This window comes from Nocardia sp. CA-084685 (genome assembly GCF_050955785.1).
Taxonomy (GTDB): Bacteria; Actinomycetota; Actinomycetes; order Mycobacteriales; family Mycobacteriaceae; genus Nocardia.
Genome location: NZ_CP192094.1, coordinates 4,887,303 through 4,913,821, shown reverse-complemented (window position 1 = coordinate 4,913,821; position 26,519 = coordinate 4,887,303). Strand labels below are relative to the sequence as shown.

3 protein-coding genes (1 of these 3 only partly in view) are annotated in these 26,519 nt (G+C 68.9%); all 3 read left to right on the top strand.

What is annotated here, in order from left to right; genetic code table 11:
• Tightly spaced (each overlapping or abutting the next), the 3 genes in view from ACQP2U_RS22115 to ACQP2U_RS22105 form a layout consistent with a single transcriptional unit that may run on beyond the window.
• Window positions 1–4,831 carry the final stretch of an SDR family NAD(P)-dependent oxidoreductase gene (locus tag ACQP2U_RS22115; protein WP_433709225.1) on the top strand. The gene continues 9,884 nt to the left of window position 1, outside the view, so 4,831 of the gene's 14,715 nt are visible here — the last part of the coding sequence; its start codon lies beyond the left edge, outside the window; it ends in the stop codon at window positions 4,829–4,831.
• Window positions 4,828–15,696: a type I polyketide synthase gene (locus ACQP2U_RS22110; protein ID WP_433709224.1), complete on the top strand. Its 10,869-nt coding sequence runs from the start codon at window positions 4,828–4,830 to the stop codon at window positions 15,694–15,696. Before ACQP2U_RS22115 ends, ACQP2U_RS22110 begins: the two co-directional genes overlap by 4 nt.
• On the top strand, window positions 15,693–26,519 hold the full coding sequence (locus tag ACQP2U_RS22105) for a type I polyketide synthase (RefSeq protein WP_433709223.1): 10,827 nt from the start codon (window positions 15,693–15,695) through the stop codon (window positions 26,517–26,519). Before ACQP2U_RS22110 ends, ACQP2U_RS22105 begins: the two co-directional genes overlap by 4 nt.

The window sequence follows — 26,519 nt, the reverse complement described above, 5'->3', positions numbered from 1 at the left end:
GTGGGTGGGGATGGGTGCGGGGTTGTTGGCTGGGGGTGGGGTGTTTGCGGAGTCGGTGGTGGAGTGTGAGGCGGCGTTGGCGCCGTTTGTGGGTTGGTCTTTGAGTGCGGTGTTGCGGGGTGAGGCTGGGGCTGGGTCGTTGGATCGGGTGGATGTTGTTCAGCCGGTGTTGTTTGCGGTGATGGTGTCGTTGGCGCGGGTGTGGCGTGCGGCGGGTGTGGAGCCGTCGGTGGTGGTGGGGCATTCGCAGGGTGAGATCGCGGCGGCTGTGGTCGCGGGTGGGCTGTCGCTGTCCGATGGCGCCCGCGTCGTCGCGCTTCGTTCTCTCGTTGTGGCACAAGACCTTGCGGGTCACGGCGGTATGGCCTCGGTGAGCGCGGCCGCCGAGGTCGTTGCCGAGCGGTTGTCGGGTTTCGGCGGCCGGCTGTCGGTGGCAGCGGTCAACGGTCCGGGCCAGATCGTGGTTTCCGGTGAAGTGGCAGCTCTCGAGGAGTTTCTGGCGGGGTGTGCGGCCGATGGGGTGTGGGCCAGGCGGATTCCGGTGGATTACGCCTCGCATTCGGCGGCGGTGGAGGCCGTTCGCGACCGGGTGCTGGCGGAGCTGGAATCGATTGAGCCGGTCTCGGGTTCGGTGCCGTTCTTCTCGACGGTATCCGGCGATTACGTGGACACGGCGACCTTGGATGCCGGGTATTGGTATCGGGGGCTGCGTGAACAGGTCAGGTTCGCGGAGTCGGTGGCGGCGTTGCAGCGTGCGGGGACGAATGCCTTTATCGAGGTGAGCCCGCATCCGGTGCTGACGATGGGGATCGAGGCGACGGCGGGAGAGCTGGGTCTGGCCGATCGGGTGGCCGTGCTGAGCACGCTGAAGCGTGATCATGGCGATCCGCTGCAGGTCACCACCGCGTTGGCGCAGGCCTACTGTGCCGGCGTCGACGTGGCGGCCGACGCGTTGGCTCCGGTCGTGACACGGGCGCTCGGTACGCTCCGACCCGTCGCTCGGGTGGATCTGCCGACGTACGCCTTCCAGCACAAGCGGTACTGGTTGCAGCCGAGCGCCGCCCGGGATGTGTACCAGTCGGGACTGGGCGAGGCGAAGCATCCGCTGCTGGGTGCGGCGGTCTGGATGCCGGACTCCGAAGCGGTGGTGTTGACCGGGCGCCTGTCGCTGGCGGATCACCCGTGGCTGGCCGATCACGCGATCAACGGAGCGGCCCTGCTCCCGGGGACGGCCTTCGTCGAATTGACGTTGCATGCCGGGACGATGGTCGGCTGTCCCCGGCTGGCCGAGCTGGTCGTGGCCGCGCCACTGGTCCTACCGGCCGATGGCGCCGTTGAACTGCGGGTGATGGCGGCCGCACCCGATGATGCGGGAGCACGAGCCGTATCGGTGTATTCGCGCCCGCAGAGCGGCGGCGAATCGGACCAGGACGGCCCGGGGTCGTCCGGCGCACCGCGCTCGGAATGGGTACGCCATGCCACGGGAACCGTTGTCGCCTCGCCGCTTTCGGCTCCCGAACCGATCGGGGCCGATGCGGCGAGCTGGCCGCCCGTCGGAGCGCTGCCGGTACATATCGGCGATGCGTACGCCGAGTTGGCCGAGCGCGGCTACGACTACGGGGCGATGTTCCAGGGGCTGACCGCTTTGTGGCGCCGTGGCGACGAACTCTTCGCGGAGGTCGCGCTGCCGGAGCAGGCACAGTCGGCGGATCGGTTCGGGGTGCATCCGGCACTGCTGGACGCGGCACTGCACACGATCGGCCTCGGTGGGATGAGTGCGCCTGCCGCGCCCGGTGAGATCCTCGTGCCCTATTCGTGGGAGAACGTGACCGTGGACGCGGTCGGTGCCGCGTCGGCCCGGGTTCGAGTGGCGCCGGCCGGGACCGACCCGCAGGACCAGCGAATCACCCTCACGCTCACCGACTCTCGGGGCGCACCGATCGCCGAGATCGCGGCGTTGACCCTGCGTCCGATCCAGATCGGCGCGGTGGGCGCGGCGGCGCCGGACGGTACCTACCGTCTGCGCTGGGTTCCGTTGCCCGCGCCGAATCCGGACGACGTGGCCGCGGCCACCCGGTGGGCGAGCACGGACGACGGCGAGACGGTGACCGTGGACGGCTGGCCCGCGACCGTGATTCGACTCGATGGTCTCGTGAGCGGCGCCTCGGCGGCAGCGGACACGGACGTGCCCGATGCGGTGCAGAGTCGGCTGGCCGAGGTCGTGGCGCGCGGCAAGGAGCTGCTGGCCCAGGATCAGCGCATCGTCGTGGTCACCCGAGGTGCGGTCGCGACGGCCGCGGGCGAGCCCGTGGATCTCGTCGGCGCCGCGGTCTGGGGCCTGCTGCGCAGCGGACAGAACGAGCATCCCGACCGGATCACCGTTGTGGACGTGGACCGCTGGGACGACTGTCGCGATGCCGTTGCCATGGCCTTGGCCTCGGCGGACGAGCCCCAGGTCGCGGTGCGCGCCGGCGTTCCCTACGTGCCGCGGCTGACATCCGACCGCGGCGACGTGGTGGGAGGCGGTGACGCGCTGCGGGCCCCGGCGTGGGCATTGCGTCAGCTCGGCAAGGGCTCCTTGACCGGTGACAACTTCGCTCTGGTCGAAACCCGCACTGCCGTGCAGGAGCTCGGGCCCGGTCAGGTTCGGGTGGGTCTGCGCGCCTCGGGCGTCAACTTCCGGGACGCACTGATCACCTTGGGGATGTATCCGAACCCGGACGCCACCATCGGCATGGAGGGTGCGGGCGTGGTGCTGGAGGTGGCGCCGGACGTCACCGAATTCGCCATCGGCGACCGAGTTTTCGGGATGATCGAGGGCATCGGTTCGGTCGTTGTGACCGACAGCAGGCGGCTGGCTCCGATACCGCGGGGATGGTCGTTCGCACAGGCGGCCGCCGTGCCCGTGGTGTTCATTACCGCGTACTACAGCCTCGTCGATCTCGCCGACGCCCGGCCGGGGGAGACGTTGCTGTTGCATGTCGCCAGCGGCGGGGTCGGCACGGCCGCTGTGCAACTGGCGCGTCATCTCGGTCTGCGGCTCCTGGTCACCGCCGACCGTTCCAAATGGGATGTGCTGCGCGGCATGGGATTCGACGATGCGGTCATCGGTGACTCGCGCACCCTCGACTTCGAGCGGAAGTTCCTCGAGGTCACCGGCGGCAGTGGTGCAGACATCGTGCTCGATTCGCTGGAAGGCGAATTCGTCGACGCCTCACTGAGATTGCTGCCGCGCGGTGGCCGCTTCCTCGAGATGGTGGCTACCGATCGGCGCGATCCCGGCGAGGTCGCCGAGCAGCACCCGGGCGTGCACTACCGCTACTTCCATCTCGACGAGATCGGGCTCGATCGATTGCGCGAGATCATGAGTGCCCTGATCGAATTGATCGATACGGGGGTACTGGCACCGCCTCCGATCACCGGATGGGATCTGCGGCAGGCGCCGGAGGCGTTCCGGTTCGTGGGCGAGGGCAAGCATATCGGCCGCAACGTGCTCACCATTCCGACCCCGCTGCGCCCCGACGGCACCGTGCTGATCACCGGCGGTACCGGTGTTCTGGGTGCGATGGCGGCCCGCCATCTCGTCGTCGAGCACGGTGTGCGGCGGCTGGTGCTCGCGAGCAGGGGCGGTCCCGCCGCCGACGGTGCCGCCGGCCTGGCGGAGGAATTGACGGCGCTGGGCGCACAGGTGGACGTGGTCGCCTGCGATGTGGCCGACCGGGAGGCGCTCGACAAGCTGCTGGCGGGTATTGCACCGGAGCACCCGCTCACCGGCGTCCTCCACACGGCGGGTGCGCTGGCCGACGGTCTGCTCGCCGACATGACACCGCAGCAGCTCGCGACGACGCTGCGCCCGAAGGTCGACGCGGCATGGAAGCTGCACGAGGCGACCGAGGATCTGGATCTGTCGCAGTTCGTGCTCTATTCCTCGGTCGCGGGCGTGATAGGCACTCGGGGACAAGCGAATTACGCCGCCGCCAACGTCTTCCTCGATGCGCTGGCACACCACCGGCACCTGAGCGGTCTGCCCGCGACATCGGTGGCATGGGGTCTGTGGCAACAGCGCAGCGGGCTGACCGATGCTCTCGGCGAGGCCGACCTGGCCCGGTTGCGGCGGGAGGGAATCGTCGCGCTGGGCGAACAGGACGGGCTGGCGCTGTTCGACGCGGCACTGGTGGATCAGGAGTCCGCGCTGGTTGCCGCGCGGTTCGACCGGACCGCGCTGCCCGACCCGGCCCCCGCGATATTGCGGGGTCTGGTGCGACATTCGGAGCGGAATACGGTGAGCGACAAGCGCTCGCGCGGCTTCGAACTGGGCCTGATACCGGAAGCCGAACGGGAGCAGGCCGTCGTGGACTTCGTTCTCGAACAGGTGGCGGCCGTACTGGGCTACTCGTCGGCCGCAGATATCGAGCCGGACAAGGGATTCGACGAGATCGGGCTCGACTCGCTGTCGGGTGTGGAGCTTCGCAACCGGCTGTCGAAAGCCACCGGCCTCCAGATTCCGGTGACGCTCGTCTTCGACTACCCGACCGCCCCCGAACTGGCCGGTTATCTGTACGAGCGATTGGCCCCGGCGGTGGCCGTCTCGCCGGCTGCGGCCGGCACCACATCCGACGACATCGCCCATCTGGCGGCGATGGTCGATCGGGTCCTGGCCGCGGCGGGAGACGACGACGCCACGGTCACCGCACTGCTCGGTATCGGCGACCGGCTTCGGTCCCACCTGGGCGGGAGGTGGCGCGGCGATGAGGACGAATACGCCGACCTCGCCACACATTCCCCCGACGAGCTTTTCGATCTGATTGATGAGGAGTTCGGTCGCTCATGAGCAACGAGGAAAAGCTCACCCGGTATCTGCGCAAAGTCACCGGGGACCTGCGAACCGCCAACAAGCGCATCCAGGAATTGGAAGAGGGTGCGCGCGAGCCGATCGCGATCGTCGGGATGAGCTGCCGCTTTCCCGGCGGCGTGGAATCCCCCGCGCAGTTGTGGGATCTGGTGGCCTCCGGTGCCGACGCGGTCGGCGGCTTTCCCGTCGACCGCGGGTGGGATCTGGACACACTCTTCGACGCCGATCCCGGTGTGCCTGGGACGATCTATACGCGCGAGGGTGGGTTCATCCATTCGGCGCCCGAATTCGATGCGGGCTTCTTCGGGATCGGCCCACGCGAGGCCGCGTCGATGGATCCACAACAGCGTCTGACGCTGGAGGCTTCCTGGGAAGCTCTCGAGGATGCGGGCATCGACCCGAAGTCGTTGCGAGGCAGCGACACCGGCGTCTTCGCCGGTGTCTTCCACCAGAACTACGGCCCTCGCATCGGCTCCCCGGCGCTGACGGCGGAGGCCGAAGGTCATGCCGTTCTGGGCGTGTCGAGCTGTGTGCTGTCCGGCCGGGTCTCCTACCTGTTCGGTTTCAAGGGCCCCACGTTGTCCGTGGACACCGCGTGCTCGTCGTCGCTGGTGGCATTGCATCTGGCGTGCCAGGCGCTGCGGCGGGGCGAGACGTCGCTGGCTCTGGTGAGCGGTGTGACCGTGATGTCGGACCCGTCCCATCTGATCGCCTTCGCGCGTCAGCGAGCGCTGTCGGCGGATGCGCGGTGCAAGGCGTTCGCGGCAGCCGCGGACGGGACCGGTCTCTCGGAGGGGCTCGGGATCCTGGTCGTCGAACGGCTCTCGGACGCACGGCGATTGGGCCACGACGTGCTCGCGCTGGTGCGCGGGACGGCGATCAACCAGGACGGTGCGAGCAAGGGGCTGACCGCGCCGAACGGTCCGGCGCAGGAACGGGTGATCGCGGCGGCGCTGGCGAATGCGGGCCTCGCACCCTCGGATGTGGACGTGGTGGAGGCGCACGGGACGGGCACCAAGCTGGGTGATCCGATCGAGGCGGGTGCGCTGATGTCGGTCTACGGTGCGCGGGGTGAGCGTGGGCCGCTGCGTTTGGGGTCGCTCAAGTCGAATATCGGTCATACCAATGCCGCCGCGGGTGTCGCCGGTGTGATCAAGATGGTCGAAGCGATGCGCCACGGTGTGCTGCCGAAGACGCTGCATGTGGATGCGCCCACGCCGCACGTGGATTGGTCCGCGGGCACGATGCGGTTGCTGACGGAGGCCGAGCCGTGGCCCGCGAGCGGGCAGGTGCGGCGTGCGGGTGTGTCGTCGTTCGGAATCAGCGGCACCAACGCTCACGTGATCCTGGAGGAAGCCCCTGCCGATCCGGAGGCCGCCGAGTCGGCAGGCGAATCCGAGCAGGTCGTCACGGCCGAGCCCGTGGCGTCGGATGTCGTCGCGCTGATGATCTCGGCCAAATCCGAGGCAGCGCTGCGAACCCAGGCGAACCGGCTGCGACAGTGGTTGCTCGACGACCCCGATGCGGATGCCTGGGATGTGGCGCATTCGCTGGCGACATCCCGGGCGCTGCTGGACTGGCGCGGTGTGGCGGTGGGGCGTGACCGGGAGGAACTGCTCGCCGGTCTGGCCGATCTCGCGGCCGGTTCGCCCGGCGCGATCGAAGGCCGCACGGGTGCGGGCACAACCGCTTTCCTGTTCACCGGCCAGGGCGCTCAGCGCGCGGGTATGGGCAAGAGCCTGTACACGGCCTTTCCGGTGTTCGCGGCGGCGTTGGACGAGGTGTGCGCACAGTTCGACCTCGCGTCGGGACGGCGGCTGAAAGACCTGATGTTCGGCGACTCCGCCGAGGTGCTGGCGCGCACCGAAAACACCCAGCCGGCGTTGTTCGCCTTCGAGGTGGCGATGTTCCGGCTGCTCGAATCCTTCGGTATCGCCCCGGATGTGCTGCTCGGGCATTCCATCGGTGAACTGGTCGCCGCGTATGTGGCAGGGGTGTGGTCGTTGCAGGACGCCTGCGCTCTGGTCGCCGCGCGCGGCAGGCTGATGGGCGCGCTGCCCGAAGGCGGCGCGATGCTGGCCGTCGCCGTCGGGGAGGAGCGGGCCGCCGAACTGATCGCCGAGCACGCCGGAAGAGTCTCGATCGCGGCCGTGAACGCCCCCTCCTCGGCAGTGTTGTCCGGGGACCTGGAGGCCATCGAGGCGATCGAGTCCGCGTTGTCGGGTGCCGGCGTCAAGACCAACCGGCTCGACGTTTCCCACGCTTTCCACTCCGCCCTCATGGAGCCGATGCTGGCCGAATTCCGTTCGGTGGCACGAAGTATCGCGTATCGATCGCCGCGCCTCGCGATCGTGTCGAACGAAACCGGAGAGCTCGCCGGGGACGCGGTGACCGATCCGGAGTATTGGGTTCGGCAGGTGCGGGGGTGTGTGCGGTTCGCGCCGGGAGTGGACACCCTCGTCTCGGCGGGTGCGCGGCGATTCGTGGAGGTGGGCCCGGATGCGGTGCTGGCGGCGATGACGCGTGCGACCGTGGCCGAGAATGCCGAGGTCGAATCGGTGTCGCGGATCGTGGCGGCGGCGCGCCGATCCGTCGACGAGGTGTCGCAGTTCGTCACCGCACTGGCGCAGATCCACGTCGCGGGTGCGCGGGTGGGATGGGCGTCGCTGTTCGCGGGGCGAGCGGTGCGCCGGGTCGCTTTGCCGACCTACGGATTTCAGCGTCGCCGGTTCTGGTTGCAGCCCAGTGCCGATGCGGCGGCGTCGGCGGATCATCCGATCCTGACCGGTGTGGTCGGCGTGGCCGGGACCGACGAGTGGCTGTTCACCGGCCGGTTCTCGGTGCGTACGCATCCGTGGATCGCCGATCACATGGCCCATGGTGTCGTGGTGGTTCCGGGCGTGTTGTTGCTCGAATTCCTGCTCGCCGCCGGCGGGCGGATCGATTGCGAGGTGGTCGAGGAGATCATCGTGCAGGCGCCGATCCGTCCCGGTGACGACGAGATCGAAGTGCAGGTCCTGGTCGCGGCCGCGGACGAGTCCGGGCGGCGTTCGTTCGAGTTCTTCTACCGCAGGCCGTCCGGCGACGAATGGGTGCGCAATGCGACCGGTTTCCTCGCGCCACGGTGGAATGGCCACTCGGACTTGGTATCCCGGCTCGGTGAGCAGGCGTGGCCGCCGGCCGATGCCGAACTCGTCGATGTCGACCGGGTGGCACTTGCCGAGCAGATCGCGAAAGATACCGGGCTCCACTACGGGCCGGCGTTCATCGGCGTGAATGCGGTGTGGCAGCGTGGCGACACGGTCTTTTCCGAGGCGACGCTGAATACCGACGCGGTATCGGAATCCGGTCGCCACGACCTGCATCCGGCGCTGTTGGAGCTGGTGATGCATGCCGGACTCTCGCAATCCATATTCCGTTTCGCGGAGTCCGATCCGAATACCGGTTGGCTGCTGTTCCGGTGGGGCGGTGCGCGTCTGCACCGGCCGATGCCAGCGGAAGTGACAGCCCTGCGGATCATCTCGGAGAAGACCGGCGCGGATACGGTGTCGGTCGCGGCAGTCGATCCGGAGGGCAGGCCGATCGTATCGGTTGATTCGGTGCTGCTGCGTCCGTACGACGTCGAGGAGTTCCGGCGCGGTCTGTCCGATGATCAGGACGCCGGTCTGTATCGGGTGGGCTGGGAGACCACGGCCCCGCCTGCGGTCCCAGGCTCGATGCCGGCGTTGACCGCCCTCGCGGACACGGTGGTGCCGGGAATCGCGGCATCACACAGGTCCATTGCCGATATCGTTGCCGCGGAACATGTTCCGGATATCGTCGTCTGGCGTCCGGCGATCGCCGGAGAGGTCGTCGACGATCCGGGTGTGGTGCGGGCACGGGTGCACAGCACACTGACCGTGCTCGGGACATGGCTCGCCGAAGAACGCCTGTCGGATGCCTCGCTGGTGGTGGTGACCACGGGTGGTGTCGATCTTCCCGGCGAGGACGCTGCCGTGGATGTGGCAGCCGCCGCGGTGTGGGGGTTGGTCCGCAGCGCCCAGACGGAGAATCCGGGGCGGTTCATACTCCTCGACGAAGACCCGGCCGAAGCGGTGGACGCCGATCGGATCGCGGCCGTGCTGGCCTCGGGTGAGCCGCAGGTCGCAGTGCGCGACACCAGGATTCTGGTTCCCCGGCTGACCCGCACCGGCACCGAGGTTCGGAAAGACAATCCCCTGTCGCCGTGGTCGGGTGCGGGGACGGTGCTGATCACCGGTGGCGCAGGTGGTCTGGGCGCGGAGTTCGCCCGGCACCTGGTCACCGAGCACGGTGTGCGCAGGCTGGTGCTGACCTCCCGGCGCGGCCCGCAGGCGCCCGGCGCGGACGAACTGGTCGCCGAATTGGCGCGGGCCGGCGCCGACGCGCGCGTCGTGGCCTGCGACGTCACCGATCGTGACGCGGTGCGGACCCTGTTGGACGCCATGGACTCCGATGGTGGGGTGACCGCCGTGGTGCATATGGCCGGGGTTGTCGACGATGGCACCCTCCAATCGCTGACCGCCGAGCAGGTGGATCGGGTGCTGGCGCCGAAGGTCGACGGAGCGTGGTACCTGGACGAGTGGACGCGCGGCCGAGATCTGTCGGCATTCGTGGTGTTCTCCTCGATCGCGGGAGTGCTGGGCTCGGCCGGACAGGGCAACTACGCCGCGGCGAACGGATTCCTGGATGGCCTGGTCCGGCTGCGTCGAGCCGCGGGGTTGCCCGCCATATCGCTGGCGTGGGGACCGTGGCACTCCGGCAGCGGGATGACCGGCGAGGTGGACGGTGCGGCGTTGGCGCGGTTGGGCCGGTGGGGGCTCGGGCAACTCGAGAATGCCGACGGTGTGCGCCTTTTCGATGCCGCTCTCGCGGTCGCGAGCGACGATGGGCGGCTGGTTCCACTGCGGTTCGACCCGAGTGTGCTGCGGCGCGTCTCGGATCCCGTGGGGATCCCCGCGGTGCTGAGCGGGTTCGTGCGGCGTCCGCTGCCGGCCGCGAGCCGGTCGGAGGCGAGTTTCGCGGCGGGTTCGCTGGGTGAGCGGTTGGCGCGGGTGCCGCACGCGCAGCGCGGCGACGTGGTGCTGGAGATGGTACTGGGGCAGGCCGCGGCCGTGCTGGGACACGATTCGGCGGCCGATATCCGGCCCGATCAACCTTTCGACGAGATCGGTTTCGATTCGCTGGGTGCGGTGGAGTTCCGCAACCGGTTGGCCAAGGTCACGGGGTTGCGGTTGGCGTCGACCCTGGTGTTCGATCATCCGACTCCCGCCGCGGTGGCCAAACACGTGCTGTCGAGGCACGAGCCGAAGACGGCGGGCGGACCGGGCAAGAAGCTCGCGCGCCGAACACCGGCGGATGAGCCGATCGCGATCGTGGGGATGGGATGCCGGTTCCCGGGTGGGGTGAAATCGCCGGACGAACTGTGGGATCTGGTGGCCTCGGGGATCGATGCGACCAGCGCGTACCCATCGGACCGCGGCTGGGATCTGGACCGTTTGTTCGACGAGGATCCGGACAAACCCGGGACCGTATACGCCCGCCGCGCCGGATTCCTCGACGACGCAGCGGATTTCGACGCCGGATTCTTCGGGATCGGCCCGCGGGAAGCGACGGCGATGGACCCGCAGCAGCGGCAGTTGCTCGAGGCATCGTGGGAGGCCCTGGAGGATGCCGGGATCGATCCGGTTTCGCTGCGTGGCACCGATGCCGGGGTATTCGTGGGTGCGTGCTTCTCGGGTTATTTCAACCGGGTGACCCCCGAGTTCGAGGGCTACCGGCTCACCGGAGCCCAGGGCAGCGTGATCTCGGGCCGGCTGTCGTATGTGTTCGGCCTGGAAGGGCCGTCGGTCACCGTGGATACGGCGTGTTCGTCGTCGTTGGTGTCGCTGCACCTGGCCTGTCAGGCGCTGCGGCAGGGTGAGGCATCGCTGGCGTTGTCGGGCGGCGCGACGATCTACGCCGATCCCTATCTCTCCGTCGATTTCGCTCGGCAGCGTGGTCTGTCCCCGGACGGGCGGTGCAAATCGTTTTCCGCCGCGGCCGATGGTGTCGCGTTCTCCGAGGGCGTCGGAATGCTGGTGCTGGAACGGCTGTCGGATGCCCGCCGCCTGGGCCACAACGTTCTTGCCGTGGTGCGGGGGACGGCGATCAATCAGGACGGCGCATCGAACGGTTTGTCCGCGCCGAATGGACCGTCGCAGGAGCGGGTGATCGCGGCGGCCCTGGCCAACGCCGGGTTGCGGCCCGCCGACATCGATGCGGTGGAGGCGCACGGCACCGGGACGACACTGGGTGATCCGATGGAGGCGCAGGCATTGATCGCCGCCTACGGTCAGGATCGGCCGGGAGCGCCGCTGCGGATCGGCTCGCTGAAGTCGAATATCGGACACACCTCGGCCGCCGCAGGCGTGGCCGGAGTGATCAAGATGGTGCAGGCGTTGCGGAACGAGACTCTGCCGATGACGCTGCACGTGGATGTCCCCAGCCCGCATGTGGATTGGTCGGGCGGCGGTGTGGAGTTGCTGACCGAGCCGCAGCGGTGGCCGCGCAACGGGCGTGTTCGCCGCGCGGGCGTGTCGTCGTTCGGTGTCAGCGGCACCAATGCGCATGCGATCCTGGAGGAAGCGCCGCCGCAACGAATCCCGGTGGCGCCCAACGGAACTCCGGAAGACCTGCCGTTGCCGTTGCTGGTATCGGCCAAATCCGAGGCAGGGTTGCGGGCGCAGGCGGATCGGCTCCTGCAGTGGTTGGTGGCCGGACCCGAGCGAGCGATCGCCGATGTCGCGTACTCGCTGAGCGCCTTCCGCTCCCATATGGAATTCCGGGGCGCGGTCGTCGGGATGGGGCGCGACGAGATCCTTTCCGGTCTGGCGGATCTGGCGGCGGGCAAGGTGTCTTCCAGTGCCGTCGAGGGCGTCGCGGCGACGGGGAAGACCGCGTGGCTGTTCACGGGACAGGGTGCGCAGCGTGCGGGGATGGGTAAGGACCTCTATGCGGCGTTCCCGGTGTTCGCGCAGGTTCTGGACGAGGTGTGCGCCCAGTTCGATGCTCTCCTGACGCGTGATCCGGGAGCGGATTCCGCGCCCGGGCTGCTCGCGGTGATGTTCGATGACACCGAGGGACTGCTGCACCGCACCGAATTCACCCAGCCCGCGTTGTTCGCGTTCGAGGTGGCGCTGTCGCGGTTGCTGGAGTCGTTCGGTATCGCCGCGGACATGCTCATCGGGCACTCGATCGGTGAGCTGGCCGCCGCGTATGTGGCGGGGGTGTGGTCACTGCCCGATGCCTGCCGTCTGGTGGCTGCCCGCGGTCGGTTGATGGGAGCTCTGCCCGAGGGCGGAGCGATGCTGGCAGTGGCCATCACGGAGACCGACGCGACGGATATCATCGCCGAATACGGCAGCAGGGTCTCGATCGCGGCGGTCAACGGCCCGTCGTCGGTGGTGCTGTCCGGAGACGCGGACGCCATCGACGCGATCGAGCGTGTACTCACCGGACGCGGACGCAAGACCAACCGGTTGCGGGTGAGCCACGCATTCCATTCGGCGCGAATGGATCCCGTGCTCGCCGAGTTCCGGCTGGTGGCCGACAGTGTGACCTACCACCCGCCGAAGATCCCGATCGTGTCGAACATCAGCGGCGCCGTGGCCGGTGCCGAGGTGACCGACCCGGGTTACTGGGTCGAGCAGGTGCGCGGTTGTGTGCGGTTCGCGCCCGGGATCGCCACCGTGGCCGAGGCCGGGGTGCGGCGGTTCGTGGAGATCGGGCCGGATGCCGTGTTGTCCGCGATGGCCCGGCAGTGTCTCGCCGAGATTCCGGACGTGGAGGCCGCATCGACGGTGGTCGCGGTTGCCCGGCGTTCGGTCGACGAGCCGTTGCAATTGGTGTCCGCATTGGCACAAGCGCATGTGGCGGGTGCCGGTGTGGATTGGACGCCGCTGTATGCGGATCGTCCGGTATCGCGCGTGCCGTTGCCCACCTATGCGTTCCAGCATCGGCGGTACTGGCTACAACCGGTCGCCGGTGGGGCGTCGCCGGGAGTATCGGGTCACCCGGTGCTGACCGGTGTGGTGCAGGTCGCGGGCAAGGACGAATGGATGCTCAGCGGGCGGCTCTCGCGCCGGACCCATCCGTGGCTCGCGGATCACGTGAGCTACGGCGTGATGGTCGTGTCGAGTACGACGCTGGTGGAGATGTTGTGTGCGGCGGGACCGCGGTTCGGCTGCGCCGGGGTGGACGAGCTCACGCTGGAGGCCCCGATCTTCCCGCCCGAGGACGGCGCCGACATCGATCTGCAGGTGCTTGTCGACCAGGCCGACGAGACGGGCCGCAGGCACTGCACGGTGCACTACCGCGTCGGTGCGGGAGAGTGGGTACGCAACGCCAGCGGCATTCTGACCGGTGACCGGCCGGCGACGGAGCCGCTGCTGGAACGTCTTCGGGCGCAGCCGTGGCCGCCGTCGGATGCGGACCCGATCGACCCGGAATGGGTACCCGCGCATATCGAAGCCGTGTCGGGACTCGAATACGGTCGCTCCTTCCGCGGCATCGAACGCGCGTGGCAGCGTGGCGACGCCGTGTTCAGCGAGGTTGCGCTGGATCCGGCCGTCGAATCGGACGGTTTCCTGCTGCATCCGGGCCTGATCGACGTCATCGCGCATGCGGGGATGGCCCGTCTGGTGTGGCCGGAGCCCAGCTCCGACCCGAGCCGCGGCATGCTGCTGTTCCGGTGGGGCGGCGCCCGATTCCACGATGTCCGCAGGCCGGGTCCGTTGCGGGTGATCGCCGTGGCGAAAGGTGAGGACGTGCTCGCCGTGGCGGCGGTGGACGGCGACGGCAACCCGGTGGTCTCCTTCGACGAGATCGTGATGCGGCCCTATGACGTCACCCAGATCCGCCGCCCGCTCGCCGGTGACGCCGGGGTGTACGAAATGGAATGGGCGGAGGTTCACCCTGTACCCGACGTGCCGGTGACCGACGAGGTCATCGCACTGGGGTCGGCTTCGATTGCCGGTGTGCGGGAACGCTATCCGGACCTCGACAGTCTGACATCGGATCGTGCGATGCCCGCTGTGCTGGTGTGGTCGGACGCGGCAGCGCGAAACGACGATGTCACCGTCGCCGCACATGAACGGGCCCGGTCGGCACTACACCTGCTGCAGGGGTGGCTGGACAAGGATCCGTCGGAGCGGTCGCGGTTGGTCGTCGTCACCCACAACGGCCTCGGGCTGCCCGGCGAGACACCGGATCTCGCGGCGGCCACGGTGGCGGGCCTGGTTCGCAGTGCGCAGTCCGAGTATCCCGGCCGGATCGTCTTGCTCGACCGGCAGTCCACGTCCGTTCCGCTGTCGGTCGACACCGTGTTGTCGGCACTGGCGGCCGACGAGCCGCAGGTGGCCGTTCGCGCGGACACGATGCTGGTGCCGCGGCTGCGGCATTCGGAGGTGATCGCCGGCGCGAGACCGGCATTCGGCTCCGGCACCGTGCTGATCACCGGGGGTACCGGTGGTCTGGGCGCGATGGTGGCCCGTCACCTGGTTGCCGAGCACGGTGTCCGGCACCTGCTCCTGGTGTCCCGCAGTGGCGAGCGAGCCACAGGCGCAACGGAATTGGCGGCGCACCTGTGCGAGCTCGGAGCGAACGCGCGCATCGCGGCCTGCGATGTCGCGGACCGGTCCGCGTTGCGGGCACTGCTCGATTCGATACCGGCCGAACAGCCGTTGACGGCCGTGGTTCATGCCGCGGGTGTGCTCGACGATGCGACGATCGCGACGCTCACCGTCGAACAGCTGGACCGCGTGCTCGCGCCGAAGGTCGACGCGGCATGGAATCTGCACGAGTCGACGCGGAACGCTGATCTCTCGGCCTTCGTGCTGTTCTCGTCGATGGCCGCTGTCATCGGCGCCGCGGGACAGGCCAATTACGTTGCCGCCAACAGCTTCCTGGACACGTTGGCCGCGCGGCGCAGCGCAGAAGGGCTGCCCGCTGTGGCGCTGGCCTGGGGTCTGTGGGAGCCCACCGCGGCCGGATCGGGCGGTATGGGCGGCACCCTGGATCACGTGGGTGCCGCACGCATGGCCCGCCTCGGCGTGCATCCGCTGGCGCCGGCGGACGGCCTTCGACTGTTCGATACCGCCGTGGGGATCGGATCGACCCCGGCGAGCGTATCCGCGCTCATGCCGTTCCGTCTCGACGTCAATGCGCTTCGGCGGGAAGCACATATGGCAACGGTTCCCCCGGTCCTGCGAAAAATCGCCCTGCCTTCTCGGTCCGCCGCCGCGGAGGAAAGACCATCGCAGGGTCTGGTACTGGATCGGCTACCGGAGGCCGAGCGGGATCGCGCGGTTCTGGACCTGGTCCTCGAGCAGGCTGCCGCGGTACTGGGGCATTCCTCGGCGGGGGATATTCGGGCCGACAAGGGATTCGACGAGCTCGGCTTCGATTCGCTGGCCGGTGTGGATATGCGCAACCGGCTGTCGAAGAGCACCGGTCTGCGGTTGTCCTCGACGATGGTGTTCGACTACCCGACCCCGGTCGAACTGTCCCGATATCTGCACGAACAGCTGATCTTGGCGTCACCTGCGGCCCCACCGGCCGCCGTCTCCGCACCCGTCGATATCGCCCGGCTGGAGGCGATGGTCGAACAGGCTCTCGCCGCGGCCGGTGACGACCCCGCTGCCGCTACCGCACTGCTCGGTATCGGCGACCGCCTCCGGTCGCACTTCGGCGATCGATGGCAGGACGAGGAATTCGACGATGACCTTGCCGAGCATTCCGGCAGCGAACTATTGGATCTGCTTGACGAGGAGTTCGGTCGATCATGAGCAATGAGGAACGGCTCACCCAGTCCCTGCGGCGATTCGCCAGGGACCTACGCGCCGCCAACAAGCGCATCCAGGACCTGGAGGAGCGTGCGCGGGAACCGATCGCGATCGTCGGGATGAGCTGCCGCTATCCCGGCGGCGTCGAATCGCCCGCGCAACTGTGGGACCTGGTGGCCTCCGGCGTCGACGCCATCGGCGAGTTCCCGACCGACCGGGGCTGGGATCTGGAGAAACTCTACAATCCGGATCCGGACGTTCCCGGCACGACCAATACCCGTGAAGGCGGATTCCTGTATTCGGCAGGCGATTTCGACGCGGGATTCTTCGGGATCGGCCCGCGGGAAGCCGCGATGATGGATCCCCAGCAGCGCTTGGCACTGGAGGCGTCCTGGGAAGCGCTGGAGTACGCGGGCATCGACCCGATGTCGCTGCGCGGCAGCGATACCGGTGTCTTCACCGGCGTTTTCCACCAGTACTACGGACCTCGGGTCGGCTCCCCGACACTGACCGCCGAGGCGGAAGGCCACGCCTATCTCGGTGCGGGAAACTCCGTCGTATCCGGCCGGGTCGCTTACACATTCGGCTTCAAGGGGCCAACGATGTCGATCGACACCGTGTGCTCGTCGTCGCTGGTGGCCCTGCATCTCGCGTGCCAGGCGCTGCGCAACGGCGAAACATCGCTGGCCCTGGCGGGCGGAGTCACGGTGATGTCGGATCCGTCCCATCTGATCGCATTCGCCCGCCAGCACGGGCTCGCCACCGATGCCCGATGCAAGGCATTCGCGGCCGCCGCGGACGGGACCGGATTTTCCGAAGGTATCGGCATGCTGGTGGTCGAACGCTTGTCGGATGCGCAACGCCTGGGGCACAACGTCTTGGCGGTCATTCGCGGCAGCGCGCTCAATCAGGACGGCGCGAGCAAGGGGCTGACCGCACCGAACGGCCCGTCGCAGGAGCGTGTCATCGCACAGGCATTGGCCAATGCCGGACTGGAACCCGGCGACATCGACGCGGTGGAGGCGCACGGGACCGGCACGATGCTCGGGGATCCGATCGAAGCGCGCGCGCTGATCGGCGTCTACGGCGCGCGGCGTGAACACGGGCCGATATATGTCGGTTCGCTCAAGTCGAATATCGGTCACACGTCCGCCGCGGCGGGGGTGGGCGGTGTGATCAAGATGGTTCAGGCGATGCGGCACGAGATGTTGCCGATGACATTGCATGTGGATGCGCCTACGCCACATGTGGATTGGTCGGCGGGCACTGTGCGCCTGCTGACCGAGGCGCAGCCGTGGCCCGCGGGTGAGCGGGTGCGCCGTGCGGGTGTCTCGTCCTTCGGGGCCAGCGGCACCAACGCGCACGTGATCATCGAGGAGGCTCCCGCCGAACCGGTCGCCGGGGCTGCTCCGGAACAGGTAGCGGCCGAAACGATTACGCCGAATACGAACTCCGATGTCGTGGCGTGGCTCCTGTCGGCGAAATCCGAACCCGGCCTGCGTGCGCAGGCGGATCGGCTGTGGCAGTGGTTAATCGGTGAACCCGATGCGGATGTATGGGATGTGGCCCATTCGCTGATCACGTCGCGGGCGCTGTTGGACCGGCGCGCAGCGATCGTGGGCCGTGACCGGGAGGCACTGCTGGCGGGACTTGCGGCCCTTGCCGACGGTGCCTCGTCGGAGGGTGTGGTCGATGGCGTCGTGGGCGCGGGACGCACGGCGTTCCTGTTCACCGGCCAGGGGGCGCAGCAACCCGGAATGGGCCGGGAACTGTACGCGGCGTTCCCCGTGTTCGCGGCCGCGCTGGACGAGATATGCGCCGAACTCGACCCGTTGCTGGGACGAGCGCTGAAGGACGTGATGTTCGCCGCCGACGGTGATGCCGGTGCGGCCCTGCTGAATCGGACGGAATTCACCCAGCCCGCGTTGTTCGCGTACGAGGTGGCGGCCTACCGGCTCGTCGAATCGTTCGGTGTGACACCGGATGTGCTGCTCGGGCACTCCATCGGCGAGCTGGTGGCGGCGTATGTGGCGGGGGTGTGGTCGCTGGCGGACGCGTGCGCGCTGGTGGCGGCGCGGGGGCGACTGATGGGTGCCCTGCCCGGCGGCGGTGCGATGCTGGCGGCGGCCGTCACCGAAGACGAGGCGATCGAACTGGTGGCCGGATACGCCGATCGGCTGTCGGTCGCCGCGGTGAATGGACCGGCGGCCGTGGTGCTGTCCGGCGACGCGGAGGCGGTCGACGACGTCCAACGGCTGCTCGTCGAGCGGGGTCGCAAGGCCAGCAGGCTGCGGGTCAGCCACGCCTTCCATTCCGCCCGGATGGATCCGATGCTCGACGAATTCCGCTCGGTGGCAGCGGGATTGACCTATCATCAGCCGACCGTTCCGGTGGTGTCGAACGTGACCGGCGCTGTGGTGCAGCGGGAGCTGACCGATCCGGAGTATTGGGTGCGCCAGGTCCGTGCGGCCGTGCGGTTCGAGCCCGGCGTGCGCGCGCTGGCCGCGACCGGGGCCCGGCGGTTCCTGGAGGTCGGCCCGGACGCCGTCCTGGCCGCGATGACACGGCAATGCCTTGCCGAGGAACCCGGGACCGAGGGGCGGACCGTGGTGGCCGCTGCCGCCCGGCGTGATTGTGCGGAAGTCGCGCAGTTCACCACATTCCTGGCCGCCGCGCACGCCGCGGGACTGGACGTGGACTGGAGCCCCTTGTTCGCGGGCCGGAAATCGCGTCGAATTCTCTTGCCGACCTATGCATTCCAGCGTCAGCGCCATTGGATCGCACCCACCGCGGTGCGGGGCGATGTCGGCCGCGCCGGTGTGACGGTGGTCGACCACCCCATGCTCGGCGGGTCGATCGTGGTGGCGGGCAGGGACGAATGGCTGTTCACCGGTCGGCTGTCGGTGGCGTCGCATCCGTGGATCGCCGATCACACCGTCTTCGGCGAGATTCTGCTCCCGGGAACAGGTTTCGTGGAGCTGGCCTTGGCGGTCGGCGCTCGGCTGGGTGTCGAGGTCGTCGATGAGCTGGTGCTGGAGGCGCCGCTGCGTTTCGGCGAGCGGACCGAGGTCGACGTGCAGATCGCGGTCGAAGAACCCGATAGCGAGGGGCGCAGGCGATTCGTCGTGGCGTCCCGGATCGTCGGCGAACAATCGGCGGGCGCGAGTGGAACAACCCATGCGCGTGGCATTCTCGCCCCCGGCGGGGAATTGGGGGGTCCGGCCTACAAGGTCGACGACAACCCGGAGGACGACGCGATCCCCGGCGACGTCCTCTACGACGGGCTGGCCGCACGCGGATTCGATTACGGCTCAGCATTCCAGGGGGCGCGCCGCGTCTGGCGCGATGGCGGCGGTGACATGGTGGCCGATGTGCGGTTGCCCGCCGAAGTCGGCGTGGACGGTGGCCGATTCGGCATCCATCCCGCGCTGCTCGACGCCGCATTGCATGCCGGGGTGCAGGATCTGGCCGCGGATCTGCCGCCCGGACAGGTGCCGCTGCCGTTCTCGTTCGGCGGCGTCCGGTTGTATCGCCCGGGGGCGACCGCCGCACAGGTGCGCATCCGGCGCGTCGGCGACAGTATGCGGCTGGAACTGGGTGACGACACCGGCGCTCCGGTACTGACCGTCGAATCGCTGCGGGCGCGCCCGGTCAACAGCCAGGCGCTGCGCGGTGATCGATCGATTGCCGACCGCGGGCTCTACGACGTGCAATGGAGTCGAGTCGGCTCCGGCGCCACGTCCCATGACGTGGACGGCCTGCTGATCGCCGGGGTGGCCGTGCCCGGATTCGCACGGACCTACCCGGACCTGGCTGCCGAGACCGGCGACACCGGCGACGCTCCGGATGTGCTGGTGTGGTTCGCCGATGGTCCCGACCGCCGCGCTGCGGACAGCGCGGCCGGTTCCCGGTCGGCGGCGGCCATCGTGCGAGATCGCGTGCACGCGGTGCTGGCCTCGGTGCGATCCTGGCTGCGCCTGCCCACTGCCGACGCCCGACTCGTGGTGGTGACGCGCAATGGTGCGGGGTTGCCCGGCGAAGACCCCGATTTGGCCGCCGCGGCCGTCTGGGGTCTGCTCCGGAGCGCGCAGTCGGAGAATCCCGGCCGAATCGTGCTGCTGGACATCGACGATGACAGCGCGGTGACCCCGGAACTGATCTCGGCGGCCATGGCCACCGACGAGAAGCAGCTGGCGCTGCGCGCGGGTGCGCTGCTGGCGCCGCGGCTGACCCGCCGCGATCCGGCCGCCGCGCGGACCATCGATCTCGGCCCGGGTGCGGTGCTGATCACCGGTGGCACCGGCGGGCTGGGCGCGCTGGTGGCGCGGCATCTGGCCGGCAGGCACGGGGTGCGCGAACTGGTGCTGGTGTCGCGGCGCGGTGAGCGGGCCGAGGGTGTCGCCGAACTGGTGGCCGAACTGGCCGAACTCGGGGCCCGGACCCGGGTGGCGGCCTGTGATGTGAGCGATCGCGCCGCCGTGGCAGCGCTGCTCGACGACATCTCCGACGGCCCCGCGCCGACCGCGGTCATCCACGCCGCCGGCGTGCTGGCCGACGGCACCGTCGACACCCTCACCGCCGAGCAGGTCGACCGCGTGCTCGCACCGAAAGTCGATGCGGCACTGCATCTGCACGAGCTCACCTCCGATCTGTCGGCGTTCGTCCTGTTCTCCTCCGTTGCCGCGGTGGTCGGATCGTCGGGACAAGGCAACTATGCGGCGGCCAATTCGGTACTGGACGCATTGGCTCTCCGCCGCGTCAATGCGGGCCTGCCGGCGGTGTCGGTGGCCTGGGGGCCATGGGGCGGGCGCAGCGGAATGGCGGCCGAGCTGACCGACGCGGACCTGGACCGGTTGTCGCGCATGGGTTCTCGCCCGCTGTCGGAATCCGACGGTCTCGAATTGTTCGATCTGGCCGGTGGCGCCGGAGCTCCGTTCGTCGCCGCGGTCGACCTGGACACGGCGGCATTGGCCGTCGCTGCCGGGTCGGGAATGCTGCCCTCGATGTTGCGGTCGCTGGTGCCGTCCGCGCGCCGCGCGGCCGGAGGTGGCGACCTGGCGCGGCGGCTGGCGTCGCTGGCACCGGATGCTCGCGACGCGGCGGTACTCGAATTCGTCCGTGGCCAGGTCGCCGCAGTGCTCGGATATGCCGCGGGTGATCTAGTCGATATCGAGAAGCCCTTCAGCGCAATGGGTTTCGATTCGCTGGGCGCGGTCGAGTTCCGCAACCGGCTCACCACGACCACGGGCCTGCGGTTGCCGTCCACCCTCGTCTTCGACCACCCCACCACCCGGGCGGTGGCCGCCTTCATCGGGTCCCGGATGGGGGACTCGTCCACGCCGAAGCAGCGCAAGACCACGCGCCGGGTGCGAGCCGACGAGCCGATCGCGATCGTCGGAATGGCGTGCCGCTATCCCGGCGGCGTCGAATCCGCGGACGACCTGTGGGATCTAGTGTTCTCCGGCGCGGACGCCATCAGCGAGTTTCCGCCGGATCGCGGTTGGGACACGGCCCAGCTGTTCCATCCGGACCCCGACCATTCCGGCACGTCCTACGCCCGTGAGGGCGGCTTCCTGATGAACGCGGCCGAATTCGACGCGGGCTTCTTCGGAATCGGCCCGCGTGAGGCGATCGCGATGGATCCCCAGCAGCGGTTGCTGCTCGAGGTGTCGTGGGAGGCATTGGAACATGCGGGGATCGCCCCGACCTCGTTGCGGGGCAGCGACACCGGTGTCTACACCGGCGTGATGTACCAGGACTACGACGCCCTGACTCGCCTGGGTGGGCCCGAGGTGGAAGGCTATGTCGCCACCGGCGCCGCGAGCAGTGTGGTGTCCGGCCGGGTCGCCTATTCGCTGGGGTTGGAAGGTCCGGCGATGACGGTGGATACGGCGTGCTCGTCATCGCTGGTCGCACTGCATCTGGCGTGCCGGGCTCTGCGCGAGGGGGAAAGCTCCCTCGCGCTGGTGGGCGGTGCCACGGTGATGGCCACTCCGACGGTGTTCGTGGAGTTCTCCCGGCAGCGCGGTCTGGCTCCCGATGGCCGGTCCAAAGCGTTCTCGGCGGCCGCCGATGGTGTGGCCTGGTCGGAGGGCGCGGGCGTGCTGGTGCTGGAACGACTGTCGGATGCGCGGCGGCTGGGGCACAACATCCTCGCGGTGGTCCGTGGCAGCGCTGTCAATCAGGACGGCGCGAGCAATGGCCTGACAGCGCCGAGCGGTCCGTCGCAGGAGCGCGTAATCGCGGCGGCGCTGGCCGATGCCGGTGTGCGTGCGCAAGACGTGGACGTGGTGGAGGCGCACGGGACGGGGACGGCATTGGGCGACCCCATCGAGGCACAGGCATTGATCGCCGCCTACGGACAGGAGCGGTCGGACCGGCCGTTGCGTATCGGCGCACTCAAGTCGAATATCGGCCATACACAGGCGGCCGCGGGTGTGGGCGGTGTGATCAAGGTGGTGCAGGCGCTGCGGCATCAGGTGTTGCCGAAGACACTGCATGTGGACGCCTTGTCGCCGCACGTGGATTGGTCGGCTGGGTCGGTGCGGGTGTTGACCGAGCCCGAGCCGTGGCTGACCGGCGACCGGGTGCGGCGTGCGGGCGTCTCGTCGTTCGGGATCAGCGGAACCAACGCACATGTCATTGTCGAGGAAGCGCCGGATGCGCCGTCACCGACCGGCGTATCGGAGCACGGCGGTGATCCCGATGTGCGGCAAAGCCGTTCGGTCGCCGATGTTTCCGTGGTGCCGCTGATGCTATCGGCGAAGTCGGAGCAGGGACTGCGGGGACAGGCGGACCGGTTGCGGACATGGTTGGCCGACCGCCCGGATATCGATCTGTGGTCGGTAGCACGCTCGTTGGTGGACACGCGCGCACGGCTCGACCGGCGGGGCGCCGTCGTCGGGCGCGATCGGGAGGAGTTGCTCGCGGGCCTGGCCGCGCTGGCATCGGGTTCGCCGCTGCCGGGGGTGGTCGACGGCATGGCGGGTTCGGGGAGAACCGCATTCCTGCTCACCGGTCAGGGAGCGCAGCGGACAGGGATGGGTTCGGGCCTGTATCAGGCGTTTCCGATGTTCGCGGCCGCGCTGGACGAGGTGTGCGCCGAGTTCGACAGCCGGCTCGGTGGGTCGCTGAAGGACGTCATGTTCGCCGATCGGGGGCAGACGCTGGATCGGACGGAGTTCACCCAACCGGCGTTGTTCGCGTTCGAGGTGGCCATGTTCCGGCTGCTGGAATCGTTCGACCTGTCGCCGGATGTCGTCGCGGGACATTCGATCGGTGAACTGGCGGCGGCGTTCGTGGCGGGCGTGTGGTCGCTCGAGGACGCGTGCGCGCTGGTGGCGGCGCGGGGCCGGTTGATGGGGGCGTTGCCGGCCGACGGGGCGATGCTGGCGGTGGCCGTGCCGGAGGACGAGGCGATGCGCGTGCTCGGCGAATTCGGCGACCACGTGTCGCTGGCGGCCGTGAATGGTCCGGAATCGGTGGTGCTGTCAGGGGACGCGGATGTGATCGACGAGATCGCGCGACGGCTGTCGGAAGAGGGGAGAAAGACCACGCGGTTGCGGGTCTCGCATGCGTTCCATTCGGCGTTGATGGAGCCCATGCTGGACGAATTCCGTGCTGTGGCACAGGGTTTGACGTATCGGGAGCCGTTGTTGCCGATCGTGTCGAATGTGTCGGGCACGCAGGTGAGTGCGCAGGTGTGCGATCCGGAGTACTGGGTCGCGCAGGTTCGTGGTTGCGTGCGATTCGCTCCCGGTGTGGACACCCTGGTCGGTGCCGGTGTGCGCAGGTTCGTGGAGGTCGGCCCGGACGCGGTGCTCGTTGCGATGACCGCCGAGTGTTTGGCGGAGCATCCGCGAGCGGAGACGAAGTCGATGTTGGTGGCGGCGTCGTCGCGTCGGACAATCGACGAGACGGTCGGGTTCGTCACCCTCCTCGCGCAAGCGCACGCGGCGGGGCTGGAGCCGGATATGCCGCTGGTGTTCGCCGGGCGTGGCATGGATCGGGTGGCATTGCCGACCTACGCGTTCCAGCATCGGCGCTATTGGGTGCAGCCACAGGCAGGAGTCGTGACCGGAACATTCGGGCATCCGCTGTTGGCGAATGCGGTGCCGGTAGCGGGCAGGGACGAGTGGTTGTTCACCGGGCGGTTGTCGCTGCGGACGCAACCGTGGATCGCCGACCACGCGGTATTCGGTTCGGTGTTGTTGCCCGGGACGGCGTTCGCGGAATTGGCGTTGAGCGCGGGCGTACGACTGCGGGTGGACGTCATCGAGGAACTGCTACTCGAATCCCCACTGGTACTGGCCGACGGTATCGAGATCGATCTGCAGTTGAGTGTCGCCGCACCCGATGAGGAGGGACGGCGCGCCTTCGCGATCTACTCCCGCCCCGCCGCCGACGGGGACTCGGCCGCGGAGCATCCGTGGGTGCTGCACGCGAGGGGTGTGCTGACCGCTGCCGCCGGCGTCGCCCCGGTGTGGGACGAGCGGAGCTGGCCCCCGGCCGGTGCGGTGCCGTCGAGCGATGCGTCCTTCTACGATCGATTGGCGCAGCGCGGTTTTGAGTACGGCCCCGTATTCCAGGGTGTGACCGCGGTGTGGACTCGCGGCGAGCAGACCTTCGCCGAAGTCTCACTCGACGACTCGGTGAGCGGTTCGGCCTCGGCGTTCGCCGTGCATCCGGCACTGCTCGACGCCTGTCTGCACGTGGCGATCGACGGCCTTTCCGACGACCTGGCCGCCGGGCAGGTGCCGTTGCCCTTCTCGTTCGCGGGAGTGCGGCTGTGGCGTTCCGGTGCCGGGGCGGTGCGTGTGCGGGTGGTCCGCGACGGCAGCGGGCAGATCGGAATGGTCGTCGTCGACGACACCGGTTCGGTCGTGCTGACAATCGATGCCGTGACCGCGCGCCCGGTCGATGTCCGGGCCTTGACCGCGAACTCGGCTCGCCGTGCGGCGCCGCTGCATCTGCGATGGGTTCGCGCGGATCGGGCTGCCGCCACCGCCACCGTCATGGCTACAGTCGGGTCGGCGAGGGTGTCCGGGATCGACCGGCATTATCGTGACATCGCGGAATTGGCTGCGGCCGAGGAGATTCCGGATCTGGTCGTCTACTCGCTCGCCGACGGGGTCGCTACCGCGTCCTCCGGCGCGCGTGCCGCCGAGGTGCGGGCTTCGGTTCACACGGTCTGGACGATACTGCGGTCGTGGTTGTCGAACGAGCGGCTGGCCGATGCTCGTCTGGTGGTGGTGACCCGCGGTGCGACGGCCGTGGCGGACGAGCCGGTCGATGTCGCCGCCGCCGCGGTGGCAGGCATGGTCCGCACCGCACAGTCCGAACATCCCGGCCGGATCGCGCTACTCGATCACGACGGCATGGTGGACGCCGATGTCGTGCGCGCTGCCGTCGAATCGGATCGGGGACAGACAACGGTCCGCGACTCGCAGATGTTCGTACCGCGACTGTCCGGCGGTGCGGTCACCGACGAACCGCAGTCGCTCGACCGGGGTGCGATGTTCGGGCACGGCACGGTATTGATCACCGGCGGCACCAGTGGTCTGGGTGCGGTCCTGGCCAGGCATCTGGTGGCGACGCACGGTGTCGAGCACCTGCTGCTGGTGTCGCGCCGGGGTGAAGCGGCCCCGGGCGTCGCGGACCTGGTGTCCGAATTGACCGCCCTGGGAGCCGAAACGCGTGTTGCCGCATGCGATGTCGGTGATCGCGCCGATGTCGCTGCGGTGCTCGATTCGATCGCGCCCGAACATCGATTGACGGCGGTGATTCATTCCGCGGGTGTGGTCGACGACGCCACGCTCGAGAAACTGACCGCCGGGCAGATCGACCGTGTACTCGCGCCCAAGGTCGACGGTGCCCTGCACCTGGACGAGCTGACCCGGGGATACGACCTGTCGGCCTTCATCATGTTCTCCTCCGTCGCATCGACATTCGGTGCGCCCGGACAGGGCAACTACGCGGCGGCGAACTCGTTCCTCGACGGACTCGCTCTCGCCCGCCGCGCCCAGAGGCTGCCCGCGCTCTCGCTGGCGTGGGGACCGTGGAACCAAGACGTCGGTATGACCGGCGCGATGGACCGAACCGCGCTGACGCGGTGGGAACGACTGGGCATCAAGGTGCTCGGCATCGACGACGGGACCGCACTGTTCGACGCCGCGATCGCCTCGAACGAACCGGTGGCCGCCTGTGTCGAATTCGACAGGGCGGCACTGGCGGCGCAAGCCCGGACCGGGCTGTTGCCCGAGGTGCTCGAGAGCCTGGTACCCGCTCGAGCGCGTCGAGTGCCGGGCGCCAACACCGGCCGGTTCGCCGCACGGGTGTCCGCCGCGCCGGAGGATCAGCGAGATGAGCTGATACTCGAATTCGTGCGGGAACTCGCCGCGGCGGTTCTGGGACATCCGTCGGCCGCGGCCGTCGATCCCGAAATCCCGTTCAACGAACTGGGATTCGATTCGCTCGGGGGTGTCGAGTTGCGGAACCGGCTCGCCGAGGAGACAGCGATGAAACTACCGTCGACCCTGGTGTTCGATTACCCGACCGCCGCCGCGGTAGCGAAGCTGCTGGGGTCGCGCTGGGCGGCCACATCGACCACATCGGCGGTCGACGACCAGATCGACTCGCTGCAATCGCTGTTCGCGACCATGACGTCGGATCGGGACAAGGCACGTCTGGCCGAGCGGATCCGCTCGCTGCTGACCGAAGCACTCCACGACGGCGAATCCTCGGCCGGAAGCGATCGCGCCGCCGTCGAGGCGGCCAGTGCCGACGAACTCTTCGCACTCATCGACCAGCAGATTTCGACTCAGTGA

What these genes read in the sequence shown, in the direction of transcription:
- ACQP2U_RS22110 (WP_433709224.1), top strand. Translation starts at nt 4,828, where the DNA reads ATGAGCAACGAGGAAAAGCTCACCCGGTATCTGCGCAAAGTCACCGGG.
- ACQP2U_RS22105 (WP_433709223.1), top strand. Translation starts at nt 15,693, where the DNA reads ATGAGCAATGAGGAACGGCTCACCCAGTCCCTGCGGCGATTCGCCAGG.